Source organism: Rhodococcus sp. 05-339-2 (assembly GCF_002258965.1).
Taxonomy (GTDB): Bacteria; Actinomycetota; Actinomycetes; order Mycobacteriales; family Mycobacteriaceae; genus Rhodococcoides.
Genome location: NZ_NOYW01000016.1, coordinates 732,104 through 746,862, shown reverse-complemented (window position 1 = coordinate 746,862; position 14,759 = coordinate 732,104). Strand labels below are relative to the sequence as shown.

Sequence of the window (14,759 nt, the reverse complement as noted above, 5' to 3'; positions counted from 1 at the left end):
AAGCCCGGGTGACTCGCGCACGAACGCCGCGGGACTTGCCCGATGGGTCCGAGGCACGACCGACCCCGCGTATCAGGGCACGCGGGCGACCCTCGATTTCCTACCGTCCACGGTGAGCAACACGAACGCCAGTCCTGCCAACACGGCGATCACGGCCGAGAACAGTACCCCCGCCGCCACCAGTCCCCACTCGCTCGCCGCAGCTCCCGCGCCGATGACCGGGACCGAAATGGCGACGTAGAGCACCACGAAGAACGTCGACGTCACTTCTGCTCGACGGTGCGGCGGAAGTTCCGCGTCGACGGCCGACATGCCGTTGCTGAACGTCACACCCTGCCCCACTCCGCACAGCACCGCCGCAACGATCAGCACAGTCAGCGACGCCACCAGCAACGACACTGCCAGGCACACCAATCCGAGCATCAGGACCACGCAACCCCACCGCTGCGCCGACGTCGGGTCGGCCTTGCGCACGGTGATCTGCGCGGTCGCCGATGCGGCGAAGACTGCGAACACCACGGCACCCGTCACCGCGTGGTTGTCGATCTGCAGCACGCCGGCGATGAATCCCGGTGAGACCGCGGTGAACAGTCCGAGTACCGCGAACCCGGCGAATCCACCGATCGAGGCGCGCAGAAACGTGCCGCGGACATCCGCCGGTACGGACAAGCGCTGCATGTGCGGCCGGGCACCGCGTGCGACCCTGACGGTCTCGGGCGCGAGGAACACCGCCACCGCTGCCACGACGAGCAGGACGATATCGACGAAGAACGTCAGGCGCAGCGGTTGGGGAAGGTACTCGGCCAACAGTCCCGCAACCAACGGACCGAGGCCGAGTCCGCCGATGTTGGCCGCGGTGGCGATGGCCGGGGCTCGGTCGCGCCACTTGTCCGGTACCAGTTCGATCAAGGTCACCGTCGCGGTGCCCACGAAGATTCCTGCCGATATTCCGGACAGCAGGCGTCCGATCACCAGGGCCGTCAACGACTCGGCGAACACGAACACCACGGCGCTGACCAGTCCGAAAGCGATGGCGGCCAACAGCATCGGCCGACGCCCGAGCGAATCGGACCAGCGGCCGAAGGCCAGCAGAGCACCGAGTACACCGACCGCGTACGCCGCGAACACCAGGGTGACGACGAAGACGGAGAAGCCGAACTCGATCTCGTACAGCGCATAGAGCGGCGTCGGCATCGTCGTGCCCATCATCGCCACGACGAACGCGTAGGCAACTCCGACGAACGCGGCTGCGCGCGATCGAGTCACGAAGAACCTCCTGATGGTGTCGACGGAACCGGACGCGGCGAGGGAGTCCGTGCGGTGATCCCGCGTTCCGCGGGGCACTATGTATCTTGCCGTCGGTACTGAGATCGTGCCGATCGACGCCCCGCCGAGGACCCATTCGGGCCACACGGCCACGACCCTTCGGAGGTGAAGAACCGATGCCCGACGACGCCGGTTCCGACGGGGTGGTCCGACTCGTCACCTCCGAACAAAAGATCGACGTTCGAATGTCGGTGTCGCCGCTGCGTCGAGGCCGAGGTGATCCCACGTACGAGTCGACGCCGGACGGCGGGATCTGGCGCACGTCGCGAATGAGCTCCGGTCCGGTGACGTACCGCCTGACCCAGACCTCGCCGACGAGTGCCCAGGTTCGAGCGTGGGGCCCCGGTGCACCCGACCTGTTGGACGCGGCACCCGCGCTTCTCGGAGTGGACGACGATGCCTCCACGTTCGCACCCGAGCACCCGATTCTCCAGGAAGCCCACCGGCGGCTGCCGCACCTGCGACTGGGTAGAACGGGGCTGGTGCTCGAGGCCCTGATCCCGGCGATCATCGAGCAACGAGTACACGGACTTTCGGCCTTCGGGTCGTGGCGTTACCTGGTGAGCAAGTTCGGCGAGAAGGCACCGGGTCCGACGCCGAAGCCGATGTTCGTCTTCCCGACACCCGACGTGTGGCGCCGCATCCCGTCGTGGGAGTACCACCGCGCCAACGTCGACCCGGCCCGGTCCAAGACCATCGTCCGCGTTGCCTGCGCGGCCGGTCGTCTGGAGGAGGCGTCGGGAATGACACCCCAGGACGCTGCGCGCAGGCTGCGGGCCATCCCGGGCGTCGGCGTCTGGACGGCGGCCGAGACCGCGCAACGCGCCCTCGGGGATCCCGACGCATTGTCGGTGGGCGACTATCACCTGGCGTCGGTGGTGGGCTGGTCGCTGTTGGGTAGGCCGATCGACGACGCGGAGATGGTCGAGTATCTCCGGCCCCTGGCACCGCACAGGCATCGCGCGATCCGGCTGCTGTATCTGAGCGGCAAGGCCACCAAGCCCAAGTTCGGTCCTCGCACCGCGCTGGTGGATCACACGTGGCACTGAGCCTTCGCTGCTCGTACAGTCGAGTTGTTCGCCAACGTAAGGGGTTTGACTGTGGTTGCCATCGGTAGTTCCGATCTGGAGATCTTTCCGCTCGCACTGGGCGGGAACACGTTCGGCTGGACCAGCGACGAGGCCGAGTCGTTCGAGATCCTCGACGCGTTCACCGCAGGCGGAGGCAACTTCGTCGACACCGCGGATTCGTACTCGGCATTCGCCGACGGCAATTCCGGCGGTGAGTCCGAAACGATCATCGGCAAGTGGACCAGAGCCCGCGGAAACCGGGACGATGTCGTCATTGCCACCAAGGTCAGCCAACATCCCGACTTCCGCGGACTGGCCCCGGAGAACATCCGTGCCGCCGCAGACGCGTCGCTGGCTCGGCTGCAGACCGACCGAATCGACGTCTACTACGCGCACTACGACGACGAGAAGACTTCGCTGGTCGAGTCCCTCGCCGAGTTCGACGCATTGGTCCGGGCAGGCAAGGTGCGGTACGTGGCCATCTCGAACTACACCCCGGCGCGGGTGCGTGAATGGCTCGACCTCGCCCGAGACAACGGTTTCGCGGCACCGATCGCACTGCAGCCGCACTACAACCTGGTCGCCCGCCGTGACTACGAAGGCGAGCTGCAGAATCTGGCCGTCGAGAACGATCTCGGCGTGTTTCCTTACTTCTCCCTCGCCGCCGGATTCCTCACCGGTAAGTACCGCACCCGAGAGGACCTGGCCGGCAAGCAACGCGAACGTCTGACCACGGGGTACTTCTCGGACGCCGGTCTCGACGTGGTGCAAGGCCTACGTGAGATCGCCGAATCACGTTCGGCGGAGATTTCGAGCGTGGCCCTCGCGTGGCTGCTCGCGCGACCGGGCGTCACCGCCCCGATCGCCAGCGCGAGCAGAATCTCCCAGCTACCGGCTCTGCTCGACGCACCCGCATTGGCTCTGACCAGCCAGGAAGTGGAGAAGCTGACCGTACTGTCCGACGCCGTGGCATAGGACACGAAAGTTGTAGTCAGCAACCGGGAACAGAACGAGTACCCCGGTTGCTGAACGTCGGGTGGCCCAAGCACCGAACACGACAGCAGCCGAGACACCCGTAGCACCAGCGACGAACACCTCTCCCGAGCCGACGTCGAAGGAACGCCTGCGGGTGATCCTGGTTCTCGGCGCACTCATCGCGCTCGGTCCGCTGACCATCGACATGTATCTGCCGGCTCTTCCGGCCATCGCCGACGACCTGAACACCCCGTCGTCGGCGGTGCAGCTCACCCTCGCAGGCACGTTGATCGGCCTCGCCCTCGGTCAGCTCGTCATCGGGCCGCTCTCGGACATCGTCGGCCGACGACTACCGCTCATCGTCGGTACCGGAGTGCACATCCTGGCCTCCGTCGCCTGCATCGTGGCTCCCAACATCGCCGTTCTCGGTGGCCTACGCGTCGTGCAGGGTCTCGGTGCCGCCGCCGCTGCAGTGGTCGCGATGGCCATCGTGCGAGACCTGTTCAGCGGCCGCGCGGCCGCAACCGTGTTGTCCCGGCTGATGCTCGTCATGGGCGTCGCACCCGTGCTGGCACCCTCGCTCGGCGGTGCCGTGCTGCTGGTGGGATCGTGGCGTCTCGTGTTCGCCGCGCTGGCGATCATGGGCGTCGCCCTGATGACACTGGCGATCGTGTCGCTACGCGAGACGCTGCCGCCCGAGCGTCGTCGCGCGAGCGGAGTCATGCCGGTATTGCGCACCTACCGCTCTCTGCTGCGCGACGCACAGTTCGTGGTGCTCGTTCTCGTCGCGGCCCTCGCGATGTCCTCGTTGTTCGCGTACATCGCCGGTTCGTCGTTCGTTCTGCAGGAGGAATTCGGCCTCGACGAGCAGCAGTTCGCCATCGTCTTCGCCGCCGGTGCGATCTCGCTCATCGGTGCATCTCAGCTCAACGTCCTCCTGCTCGGACGCTTCGCTCCGGTGCAGATCGTGCTGGCCGCACTGTCGTTCGCCGTGCTCGCGGGCGGCGTCATGGCCGTGCTGGCGATCGCAGAGATCGGTGGGATGGCCGGCTTCGTGATTCCGCTGTGGTTCGTGCTCGGTGCCGTCGGATTCGTCATGCCCAACGCACCTGCGCTCGCGCTGTCCAGGCACGGTGAGGCCGCAGGCGGTGCCGCTGCCCTTCTCGGAGCAGCTCAGTTCGGGCTCGGTGCCATCGTCGCGCCGATCGTCGGTGCCCTCGGAAACGACGCCGTTGCCGTGTCCACCACGATGGTCGCGACCTCTGCCGCCGCACTGGCAGCACTGGGTGTCATCACCGCACGCACGTCGTCGCGACTGTGAGCTCGGAGCGGGCCACCACCCACTAAGGTTTGCGCCATGGCCGAACGTGAACGTGATGCGCACGGTAAGCCCCTGAACGCCAGGCCTCGGGACGGTCTCGGGCGGCCCCTCGCTCGCGGCGGCAACGGAACTCCACGCGTGCCCGACGACCTCCGGCTTCCGCCCGCCGCCGCACTCGTCGAAGCCCAGAGATTCCTCGACGCGAACATGCCGTTCCATGCGCACGAGGTACTGGAAGGCACGTGGAAGAGCTGCTCGCCCGACGAGCGTCCGTTGTGGCAGGGCCTGGCCCAACTCGCCGTCGGGTTGACCCATCTGATGCGTGGCAACCGCGTCGGTGCCGGTTCGCTGCTCCGGCAAGGACACGACCGGCTCATCGGTTTCGAGGCCGACCCTCCGCATCGTGTCGATGTCGCCGGTCTGCTGACCTGGTCCGAGGGCCTACTCGGCGAGCTCGAGACCGGAAGGTTACCGGCCTCTCCCGGCATTCCGGCGCTGCGCACCACCGACCGAACCGATCCCGACGGGGGCGTCCTGGCGTCCGATTCCGGCTCGAGTTAACCTGAGCAAGGTTAGGTAAGGCTAGGACAATCCGATCGGAAGTGGGGTCGCCGGCATGAGCGTGTTCGGACCGCTGAGACTCGTGCACCGCGAGACGATCAGCCCGGCCCAGCTCGGACGCACTCTCTGCACCGAGGTAGCCGAACAGGTCCCGTACTGGGTCGCCGTCCTGACCCCGGCGGAGCGACCGTTGCTCACCGAACAGTTCACGAAGTTCGAGCAGACGTCGATGACGTTCGCACTGCCCGACGGTCCGCATCGCCGCCGCGTTCTGCTGCTGGCCGCCCTGGGCTCGGCCGTATCCACGTGGCAGAGAAACAACCGTCGCGGCTCCTCGGCCGGCGCGTTGGTCGACCTCGATCTCGATCGCACCGGTGCCGTTCACCCGGTCCGACTCCCCGCGGTCCACACCGACGCCCTCACCGTGCCCTCCCACGCCGAACACCTTCTCGACGATGTCGCGAGGCGGCTCGCCTCGGTGCCGAACGCCGGCCGCGACTATGCGCTGACCCGCAACTATCCCGCGCTGGCCTGCCGCGCGGGAGCGCAGATCATCGTCCGTGACTCTGCCCTGGCCGAGCCCAGCCGCGACCACGCCATCGACATCGGAATCACGGTGACCGACACAGGCATTGCCCTGGCACGAATCACCTGGGCGCACGGCCTGCAGGGAGCCGACGAGCTGATCCGACTGTGGTCGGACGCCGTTCGCCAGTTGGCGACGACGACGCCCGCTGCTACAGGCTCTTCAGCAGCCTGACGTCGTCTTCGATCCCCTCGGGCGGAGTCTCGAGTATCACCGGCGCGTCGGCCGCCAGCGCGACGGCCGTCAGGATCTCGGCGTCGATCGTTCCGGTGCCCAGATTCGCGTGCCGGTCTCGCGCCGAGTCGAATTCGTCGCGTGAATTGTTCAGATGCACCAGATCGATTCGTCCGGTGATGGCCTTGATTCGGTCGACCACGTCGACCAGATCCTCGCCCCCGGCCCACGCATGGCAGGTGTCCAGACAGAATCCGGCACCGAATTCACCGATCGCGTCCCACAACCGGGCGATGTCGTCGAAGTGGCGTGCCATCGCGGAGTCTCCGCCCGCGGTGTTCTCGACGAAGATCGGCACGGCGAAGCCACCCTGCTCCGCCTGGCGCTCGAACAGCTTGCGCCAGTTGTCGATTCCCTTCGCGGTGTCCTCGCCCTCACGAACGTGGCCGCCGTGGACGACCAGACCGATGGCCCCGATCTCGGCCGCAGCAGCAGCCTGCTCGACGACGGCCTTGCGCGAGGGAATGCGGATCCGATTGTTCAAACTCGCCACGTTGAGCACGTAGGACGAGTGCACCACCACGTCGACGTCGCCGGTCAACAACGCCTCGCCCTGGGGGTGCGGGGAAAGTTTGTTCCACTTCTGCGGATCGGTGAGGAACATCTGGACGAGGTCGACGCCGAGCGCCTCGGCCGTACCGAGAGGGTCGCTGCTGTCGCGGGCGTGGGCTCCGATGCGCATGACGCCCATCATAGGGGTGGTGTTCAGGGTCTCCCCTGATAGCGACGGGCGCGGAACGCTGGAACACTGGCACGCATGAGCGACATTGCCGCACGTGCGGTCGACGTATCGAAGGTCTACGGATCCGGGGACACCCAGGTTCACGCACTGTCGGGGGTGAGCGTCGACTTCGCGCGTGGCGAATTCACCGCCATCATGGGACCGTCGGGTTCGGGCAAGTCGACGCTGATGCACTGCCTGGCCGGATTGGACAACGCATCCTCGGGCACGGTGACCATCGGCGACACCGAGTTGACGGCACTCTCCGACAAGGAGATGACCGGATTGCGCAGGGACCGAATCGGATTCGTGTTCCAGGCGTTCAATCTGGTGCCGACACTGACCGCGCTGGAGAACATCACGTTGCCGCTCGACATCGCGGGCCGCGCAGCGGACCAGGCCTGGCTCGACACCGTGGTCGACAAATTGGGCCTGCGCGACCGCCTCGATCACCGTCCCAGCGAACTCTCGGGCGGGCAGCAGCAGCGAGTGGCGTGCGCGCGTGCGCTGGCGGGCAGGCCCGACATCGTGTTCGGCGACGAGCCGACCGGTAACCTGGATTCTCGCTCGTCCGGCGAGGTGCTGTCGATTCTGCGCACTGCCGCAGACGAATTCGACCAGACCGTCGTCATCGTCACGCACGATCCACGCGCGGCCAGCTACGCCGACCGCGTCGTGTTCCTCGCCGACGGTGCGGTCATCGATCAGCTGAACTCGCCCACGGCCGACGCCGTACTCGAACGGATGAAGAAGCTGGAGACGGTCCGATAATGGCGCATTCCGTTTCCAACAAACCTCCTCGACAAAAGCCGTCGGGCAATCCCATGCGCAAGGTGTCGTTGAGAAACCTTGCAGCACACAAGGTTCGGTTGGCGTTGACCGTGCTGTCCGTCGTGCTCGGCACGGCGTTCGTCGCGGGTTCGTTCGTCTTCACCGACACCCTCCAGCGCACCTTCTCCTCGCTGTTCGCCGACACCGCACAGGGCGCGGACGTTCGAGTGAGCCCCGAGGACGCGCGCTCTTCCGGCGTGCCGAACGAGGACATCGCAGCGATCTCGGCGTTGCCGAACGTGCGCGCCGTGTCCCCGTACGTCGGCGGACAGTTGGTACTGCTGGGCTCGGACGGTGCCGCCGTCCAGTCCGGCGGCGCACCGACCATCGGTGAGTCGTACCTCCCGGACGACCAACGACTCGGCGATCCGACCACCTTCGTCGACGGTTCGGCTCCCACCGCTCCCGGTCAGATCGCCATCAACGCCGGTGGTGCCGAGCGCGCAGGCCTGAAAGTGGGTGACGCCACCCAGGTCCTCGTGCCGTCCAAGGGCATCACCGACGTCACCGTCAGCGGAATCTATTCCACGGCAACCGAATCCGGCGGCTACATCGGAATCCAGTTCGTGCAGAGCCAGGCCAACGAGCTGTTCACCGACGGCGCTCACGTGCAGTACATCGACGTCGCGGGCAACGATCTCGCCGCACAGGGATTGGGTCAGAGCGATCTTCGCGACGAGATCGCCGCGGCATTCCCCGATCTGAAGGTCCAGACCGCCGCGGACGTACAGGCCGAGACTCAGGCCGAGGTCGAGTCCGCGCTGTCGTTCATCAACTACTTCCTGCTCGCCTTCGGCGGGATCGCCCTGCTGGTCGGCACCTTCATCATCTACAACACGTTCTCGATGATCGTCGCGCAACGCGTCCGCGAACTGGCACTGCTGCGCGCCATCGGAGCCAGCCGCGGACAGGTCAGCCGGTCGGTCGTCCTCGAAGCCCTCGTCGTGGGCGTCATCGGCAGCGTCCTGGGCTTCGTCGGCGGAGTCGGGCTCGCCTACGGCCTACGAGCACTGCTGAACGCCTTCGACCTGGGCCTGCCGTCGGGACCGCTGGCACTGGAGCCGCGCACCGTTGTCGTCGCCTTCGCCGTCGGAATCCTCGTCACCGTGCTGAGCGCGTACGCACCGGCCCGACGAGCGGCCAAGATTCCGCCGGTCGCCGCGATGCGAGAGGAGTTCGCCTCTGCGGGCGACACCCTGCGCACCCGGACGTTCGTGGGCGTCGGCCTGGGAATCGCAGGCGCAGCCGCACTGATCATCGGCGCGCAGTCGACCGGCGGGGCTGCCGCTGCCACGGTCGGCGCGGGAGCCGTCGCGCTGATCGTCGCCACCGCACTGGCCGCACCGTCGCTGTCACGGCCGGTGGTCGGCGCGCTGGGTGCCGTCATCACCCGTCCGTTCGGCGCGATCGGACGCTTGGCCAGGACCAACTCGGTACGCAACCCGCGACGCACCGCGGCCACCGCCTTCGCCCTGATGCTCGGACTCATGCTCGTCACCGTCATCGGCGTGCTCGGATCCACCGCCAAGGCCAGTGTCGACTCACTCGTGGACACCGGCGTCGAGGCGGACTACATCCTGTCCGGTCCGCAGTCGATCGGTGTTCCGACCGGTGCCACGACTGCAGCACAGCAGGTGACCGGCGTGGACCGCACAGCGGTACTGCACCCGGTATTCGTCACCATCGCCGGCCAGGAGGAGTACGGCGCCGCCATCGACGGCTCACCCGAGGGACTGCTCGAGCTGTCGATGGTTCAGGGCACTGCAGACCTCGACAGCGAGGGATTCTCGGTGTCGGAGACCGAAGCGGCGACGCGCGGGTGGACGGTCGGAACCGAGGTCACCTTCGACACCGTGGACGGGGCGTCGGTCCCGGTGACCGTCACCGGCGTGTTCACCGACAATCCGCTCATCGGGAGTTGGATCGTCTCGGGCGACATCTACCAGGAGGTGACGCCGTCCATCACCCGGTCCGACATCCTGGTTCTGGTCAAGGCCACGCCCGGAACAGACCTGGACACGCTGCGGTCCGACCTCGAGGCCGCGACCAAGCCGTTCGTCGTCGTCCAGGTCCAGGACGTGGAGGAGTTCAAGGGTAGCCAGGGTCAACAGATCGACACCCTGCTCGCCGTTCTGTACGGATTGCTGGCACTGGCCGTCGTCATTGCCGTGCTCGGCATCGTCAACACGCTGGCCCTGTCGGTCGTGGAGCGGCGTCGGGAGATCGGCATGCTGCGCGCGATAGGCATGCAGCGGCCTCAGGTACGACGCATCATCTATCTCGAGTCGCTGCTCATCGCACTGTTCGGCGCGATCGTGGGCGTCGTCCTCGGCATCGCGTTCGGGTGGGGATTCGTGCAGACTCTCCGCGACGAGGGCCTGGGCACCATGACCGTGCCGTGGGGCCAGGTGGTGGCGATGCTGCTCGGATCCGCTGTCGTCGGTGTGTTGGCGGCGCTGTGGCCCGCCGTCCGAGCCGCACGCACGAAGCCGCTCGAGGCCATCGCGGACCTGTAGGGGCGTACCCGAAACCGACCGGGCATTCCGCAACGTCACCCGATTGTTGTGGAATGTCCGGTTTTCCGCTTGCGTAAAAAGGCTGTTCACGTCTACCTTTGGAGCGGTAAAACAGTCTCGAAGCCGGTTTAGAGGTATCAAACCGACTTCGCAATCACGGGTCGGGCTCGTGCAAGGAGAATCATGTCTATTCAGGACATCGATGCGCCGACCCGACTGTCGCTGGCCCCGCTGTGTCGGCCGGAACGTCGCGACACCCTGATGGCCCGCTACCGCGAGGTGACCCACGCTCTGCCGCACGCCATCGCACTCGACGTCGACGGCACCTCGCTCACCTTCGACGAGCTCCTGCATCGCGCCTACTCGTCGGCACGGAAGATCGCCACGCTCTTTCCCACCGATTCTCGGCCGCTCGCCGTGGAGACCGACGCGACGACGCATTCGATCGAGCTGATGCTCGCCGTCGTCGCAGCGGGCCATCCCCTGGTTCCACTGGACCCCATGCTTCCCGCCGAGCGTCGCGCCACGATCATCGACCAAGCGGGCGCGACAGCGTTGGACCCCGCCACCGTCGCCGCAGCCATCGACTCCTGTGTTCCACTGCCGACGCTGTCGGGCGACCACACTGCGGTGATCAACTACACCTCGGGATCCACCGGCACCGCCAAGGGTGTGATCCTCAGTCACCGCATGTGTCTGACCAAGGCATACGAGGTCGCCACCGCGTTGGCACTGAGCCCACACGACCGTGTCGGAAACTCCCTTCCGGTCAGCTTCGGTGCCGGCTTGAACACCCTGTTCGCGGGGTTGCTCAGCGGTGCCGCCGTGTACTGCCGCGACCCCAGGTCCGGTGTCCCCAGCAGCACCGTCGAGTGGGCAGCCTCGCATTCCCTGACCACGCTGCATTGCTCGTCGTCGCTGCTGCGCGCAGTCTCAGGAGCCGATCACGGACCCATCGGGCGCGGGGCCGTGTCCACGCTGCGGGTGGTCGTCACGTACGGGGAATCCCTGCACTCCGACGATGCCGACGGCTTTCGGCGGCGATTCGACAGCCGCGCCACGGTGGTCAACTGGTACGCGACCACCGAAGCCGGTGCCGTCGCGTACAGCGAATACCCGCCCGAACGAGCGCTGCCGTCGGGCTTTCTCCCTGCAGGCAGACCCATCACGGGCAAGCTCGTCGAAGTCGTGACCTCCGACGGTTCCACGTGTGCACCGGACGTGATCGGCGAAGTACGGGTGACGGCGAGCTGCCTGGCCGACGGCTACCTCGGCGGCGCCGGTCTGGACTCCCAACGATTCACCGCCCTCGGCGACGGTCTGTTCCGGTATCGCACCGGCGATCTGGGCCGACTCGACGACCACGGGACGCTGCACCTGGCCGGACGCATCGACGACGCGGTCAAGGTGCGCGGATACCTGGTGGAGCCGGCCGAGGTCGAGGCAGCACTGCGCGCCATGCCGGAGATCGGCGACGCAGCGGTGATCGGTCGGACCTCCGGCACGGACACCGACCTGGTCGCCTACGTGTGCTCGGCTCGTTCCGGTCGGCGACCGTCCGTGGGCGAGATTCGAGCTTCGCTGCGCCGGACGCTGCCGGAATGGATGGTCCCCACCCACATCGTCGCGCTCGACGCGATGCCGCGAAACGAGCGCGGCAAGCTCGACCGAAGTGCACTGCCCGAGCCCGCCGATCGACGCGTCGAGCGCACGGCGGTCGGCCCGACCGAGTACATCGTGGCCGAGGCCGCGCGCACCGCGATCGGGCTGGACACCATCGGCCGGGACGAGGATTTCCTGGCGCTGGGCGGCAACTCGCTGACCACAACGGCGATGCTGGCTCACCTTCGTGAGAGCCTGAAGATCGATCTGACGCCGGAGGACGTGTTCACGGCGACCACCGTTCGAGCATTGGCCGTAACAGTCGATGCTCGCCTGGAGGAAGCAGCGACTGCGCGTCGGCGCACAACCGGCGAACACGATGTCCTCGTGCCGCTGCGCACCGAGGGCAGCAAGGCACCGATCTTCCTGATCGGCGGTGCAGGCGTCGGTGCGATGGCCTTTCTCAACCTCGTCAAGCACATCGACGAGGACCACCCGGTGTATGCGCTGCAGGCGCACGGCCGAGGCAAGCGCGGACGCCCGGACCGAACGATTCGGCGAACCGCGAAGCGCTACGTCGACGCTGTTCGTACGGTCCAACCCGAGGGCCCGTTCCATCTGGTCGGTCACTCGCTCGGCGGCTGGATCGCCATCGCGATGGCGGAGGAGATCCGAGACTCCGGCCTCGGCTCCCCGCACCTGCTGCTTCTCGACACGCGGCTGTTCCGGCATCTGCTGGACAGGTTGCCCGGTGGTACCGAGGTTCCGGCTGCGCCGCCTGCTCGTACGCGAGAAGAAGCAGGCTTCCACCTCGGTCGCATCGGCACCGCCGCCCTCTGGGTGCGGATGCAGTTCGCCGGGCTGCTGCGGTATCCGACGACAATGGAATGGTTGGTCTTCGCAAGCATCGGGTACGTGGCGTTGAACAAGCACGTGCCGACACCGTGGTCGGGTTCGATGACCGTGGTTCGCACAGCGGAGAACGTGAAGGATCTCAGGTCGTGGCAGGCGGTCGGCCGTGGTGAGCTGAGCTTCGTCGACATCCCCGGAGATCACGTCGACATGTTGCGCGAACCGATGGCCGAACACTTGGCCGAGATGATCGCGAACACCTTCGACGAGGCGGGGCTCGCGCGCTGACCGAGGGTCTGTCGCAGTGTCGGCTCAGCTTGTACGTTTGTGCCAGCGGCTCGCCGAGCCACGCGACGACCCGGGAATCACACGACGAGGAGGTCGACCATGAGTTCATCGTACGAATTGCAGTCGGTAGAACTACACAAGGACGTCCTGCGATACGTGGACATGGGCGACGGCCCTCCCGTGATTCTGGTGCACGGCCTGCTCGGATCGCATCAGTCCTGGGGCACGCAGCTCGGGCGTCTGTCGCAGAAGTATCGGGTCGTCGCGCCCGACCTGTTCGGCCACGGTGAATCCGACAAGCCCACCGGCGACTACTCGCTGAGTTCGCACTCGGCCACCATTCGCGACCTCATGGATCACCTGAACATCGACTCGGCCCCGATGGTCGGTCACTCGCTCGGCGGCGGCATCGTCATGCAGCTGACGTACCTCTTCCCCGAGCGGGTCGATCGCCTGGCGCTGGTCAGCAGCGGCGGCCTCGGCCCAGAAGTGAGTCTGCTTCTCAAGGCCGCGACGCTGCCCGGCAGTGAGCTGGTACTGCCACTGCTCGCATCGGACTGGTTCCGCAAGAACACCGAGGGCGCGCTTGCGCAGCTGGGCAGATGGGGTCTGCCGGTCAAGCCGGGTCCCAGCATGGCCGAGACCTGGCGGTCGTTCCGGTCCGTGGCCGACCGCTCCACCCGCGGCGCATTTCTGGCATCGACGCGTGCCGTGGTGGGCCCGCGTGGTCAGACCGTCAGCGCCAAGCAACATTTCGAGAAGTTCGAGTCGATTCCGTCGCTGCTCGTCTGGGGCGGCAAGGACCGGATGATTCCAGCCAAGCACGCCGACAACATTCGACGCGAGGTCCCGAACAGTCGCGTCGAGATCTTTCCCGACGCCGGCCACTTTCCCCAGCTCGACGAGCCGGACTTCTTCTTCCGACTGCTCGACGAATTCCTGGACTCCAACCGGACCGAGAAGAGCGCAGCCGAGGCGATCGCCCCGGCGGCTGTTCCGTTGCAGCACCCGTGAGCGTGACCCCGATGTTCCCGCTCGGCAGCGTGCTGCTCCCCGGCGAACGTCTGCCACTGCACATCTTCGAGCCGCGCTACCAGGCTCTGGTGCACGACTGCCTGAAGCAAGAAGATCCGAGCTTCGGTGTGGTGCTCATCGCGCGTGGGCACGAGGCCGGCGGCGGCGACGTACGGCACGACGTGGCGACGACCGCACACATCATCGGGCACGAGTCCATCGGCAACGGCCGATATCTGCTCGAGTGCGTCGGCGGTGAACGGATCAGGATCGACGCCTGGCTGCCGGACGATCCGTACCCACTGGCCGACGTCCGAGCGTGGCCGGACGAGGACACCGACGCGGTGATCGCCGACACCGAATTCGACGCCACCTGGGCGCGGGTCGAAGATCTCTACGAGCTGATCGGTCGACTCGAATCGGCGGAAAGCGTTGTCACACCCGGTGTTCCGGACTTCCTGGGCCTGCCCATCTCGGCCGCCGAGAAGATCTGGTCGCTGGCAGCACTGATTCCGATGGGGCAATCCGATCGACTGGACATCCTGTCTGCGCCGGACGCCCGAGCACGCATGACCGCTCTCGACGACGCCATCGAGAATGTGACCGCTGTCGTGCAGTTCAGACTGCAGCCCTGATCGACGAACCCCGCGGCACCACAGACGAGGGCACCACAGACGAGTCAGGCCCGACATCATTGATGTCGGGCCTGACTCGCGTAGTAGCGGGGACAGGATTTGAACCTGCGACCTCTGGGTTATGAGCCCAGCGAGCTACCGAGCTGCTCCACCCCGCGTCGGGTGTTCACCACGCTACATGCCATCTCGGCAGTCTCCCAATCGCCTGGTCAGCCGCACGCTCTACG

General features: G+C 66.6%; 12 protein-coding genes and 1 tRNA gene. 10 read left to right on the top strand and 3 right to left on the bottom strand.

What is annotated here, in order from left to right:
• Positions 1-72: 72 nt before the first annotated feature.
• The gene (locus CH273_RS17275) at positions 73-1,266 is read right to left on the bottom strand and encodes an MFS transporter (protein WP_032397286.1); all 1,194 of its coding nucleotides are present in this window, start codon (positions 1,264-1,266) and stop codon (positions 73-75) included.
• Positions 1,267-1,442: 176 nt separating this feature from the next.
• Here CH273_RS17275 and CH273_RS17270 point away from each other — a divergent pair, with 176 nt between their 5' ends.
• The 5 genes from CH273_RS17270 (at position 1,443) to CH273_RS17250 (ending at position 6,013) form a co-directional block, all read left to right on the top strand.
• Complete coding sequence (locus CH273_RS17270; RefSeq protein ID WP_052049905.1) at positions 1,443-2,375, top strand: DNA-3-methyladenine glycosylase family protein; 933 nt, start codon at positions 1,443-1,445, stop codon at positions 2,373-2,375.
• A gap of 51 nt (positions 2,376-2,426) precedes the next feature.
• A complete protein-coding gene (locus CH273_RS17265) occupies positions 2,427-3,371 on the top strand; it encodes an aldo/keto reductase (protein ID WP_032396798.1) in 945 nt (314 codons plus the stop codon).
• Between the two features lie 61 nt (positions 3,372-3,432).
• Positions 3,433-4,692, top strand: coding sequence for a multidrug effflux MFS transporter (locus CH273_RS17260; RefSeq protein ID WP_032396799.1), 1,260 nt, complete (start codon positions 3,433-3,435; stop codon positions 4,690-4,692).
• A gap of 36 nt (positions 4,693-4,728) precedes the next feature.
• A complete protein-coding gene (locus CH273_RS17255; RefSeq protein WP_045197506.1) occupies positions 4,729-5,253 on the top strand; it encodes a DUF309 domain-containing protein in 525 nt (174 codons plus the stop codon).
• Positions 5,254-5,308: 55 nt separating this feature from the next.
• A complete protein-coding gene (locus tag CH273_RS17250; protein ID WP_052049907.1) occupies positions 5,309-6,013 on the top strand; it encodes a condensation domain-containing protein in 705 nt (234 codons plus the stop codon).
• Here the strand turns inward: CH273_RS17250 and CH273_RS17245 are convergent.
• Positions 5,991-6,755: a deoxyribonuclease IV gene (locus tag CH273_RS17245; protein ID WP_032397290.1), complete on the bottom strand. Its 765-nt coding sequence runs from the start codon at positions 6,753-6,755 to the stop codon at positions 5,991-5,993. The two genes, CH273_RS17250 and CH273_RS17245, sit on opposite strands and share 23 nt — an antisense overlap.
• Positions 6,756-6,830: 75 nt before the next feature.
• Here CH273_RS17245 and CH273_RS17240 point away from each other — a divergent pair, with 75 nt between their 5' ends.
• The 5 genes from CH273_RS17240 (at position 6,831) to CH273_RS17220 (ending at position 14,532) form a co-directional block, all read left to right on the top strand.
• Complete coding sequence (locus CH273_RS17240; protein WP_032396800.1) at positions 6,831-7,565, top strand: ABC transporter ATP-binding protein; 735 nt, start codon at positions 6,831-6,833, stop codon at positions 7,563-7,565.
• Between the two features lie 53 nt (positions 7,566-7,618).
• A complete protein-coding gene (locus tag CH273_RS17235) occupies positions 7,619-10,141 on the top strand; it encodes an ABC transporter permease (protein ID WP_032396801.1) in 2,523 nt (840 codons plus the stop codon).
• Between the two features lie 183 nt (positions 10,142-10,324).
• The gene (locus tag CH273_RS17230) at positions 10,325-12,883 is read left to right on the top strand and encodes an alpha/beta fold hydrolase (RefSeq protein WP_032396802.1); all 2,559 of its coding nucleotides are present in this window, start codon (positions 10,325-10,327) and stop codon (positions 12,881-12,883) included.
• A 99-nt stretch (positions 12,884-12,982) separates the two neighbouring features.
• The gene (locus tag CH273_RS17225) at positions 12,983-13,897 is read left to right on the top strand and encodes an alpha/beta fold hydrolase (protein ID WP_032396803.1); all 915 of its coding nucleotides are present in this window, start codon (positions 12,983-12,985) and stop codon (positions 13,895-13,897) included.
• On the top strand, positions 13,894-14,532 hold the full coding sequence (locus CH273_RS17220; protein WP_032396804.1) for an LON peptidase substrate-binding domain-containing protein: 639 nt from the start codon (positions 13,894-13,896) through the stop codon (positions 14,530-14,532). Before CH273_RS17225 ends, CH273_RS17220 begins: the two co-directional genes overlap by 4 nt.
• An 84-nt stretch (positions 14,533-14,616) precedes the next feature.
• Here the strand turns inward: CH273_RS17220 and CH273_RS17215 are convergent.
• Positions 14,617-14,690: transfer RNA gene (locus tag CH273_RS17215), tRNA-Met, on the bottom strand.
• Positions 14,691-14,759 lie beyond the last annotated feature (69 nt).

Excerpts from the sequence above, each read along its gene's own strand:
- CH273_RS17270 (WP_052049905.1), top strand. The coding sequence starts at position 1,443 with ATGCCCGACGACGCCGGTTCCGACGGGGTGGTCCGACTCGTCACCTCC.
- CH273_RS17255 (WP_045197506.1), top strand. The coding sequence starts at position 4,729 with ATGGCCGAACGTGAACGTGATGCGCACGGTAAGCCCCTGAACGCCAGG.
- CH273_RS17250 (WP_052049907.1), top strand. The coding sequence starts at position 5,309 with ATGAGCGTGTTCGGACCGCTGAGACTCGTGCACCGCGAGACGATCAGC.
- CH273_RS17245 (WP_032397290.1), bottom strand. The coding sequence starts at position 6,755 with ATGCGCATCGGAGCCCACGCCCGCGACAGCAGCGACCCTCTCGGTACG.
- CH273_RS17240 (WP_032396800.1), top strand. The coding sequence starts at position 6,831 with ATGAGCGACATTGCCGCACGTGCGGTCGACGTATCGAAGGTCTACGGA.
- CH273_RS17235 (WP_032396801.1), top strand. The coding sequence starts at position 7,619 with ATGCGCAAGGTGTCGTTGAGAAACCTTGCAGCACACAAGGTTCGGTTG.
- CH273_RS17230 (WP_032396802.1), top strand. The coding sequence starts at position 10,325 with ATGTCTATTCAGGACATCGATGCGCCGACCCGACTGTCGCTGGCCCCG.
- CH273_RS17225 (WP_032396803.1), top strand. The coding sequence starts at position 12,983 with ATGAGTTCATCGTACGAATTGCAGTCGGTAGAACTACACAAGGACGTC.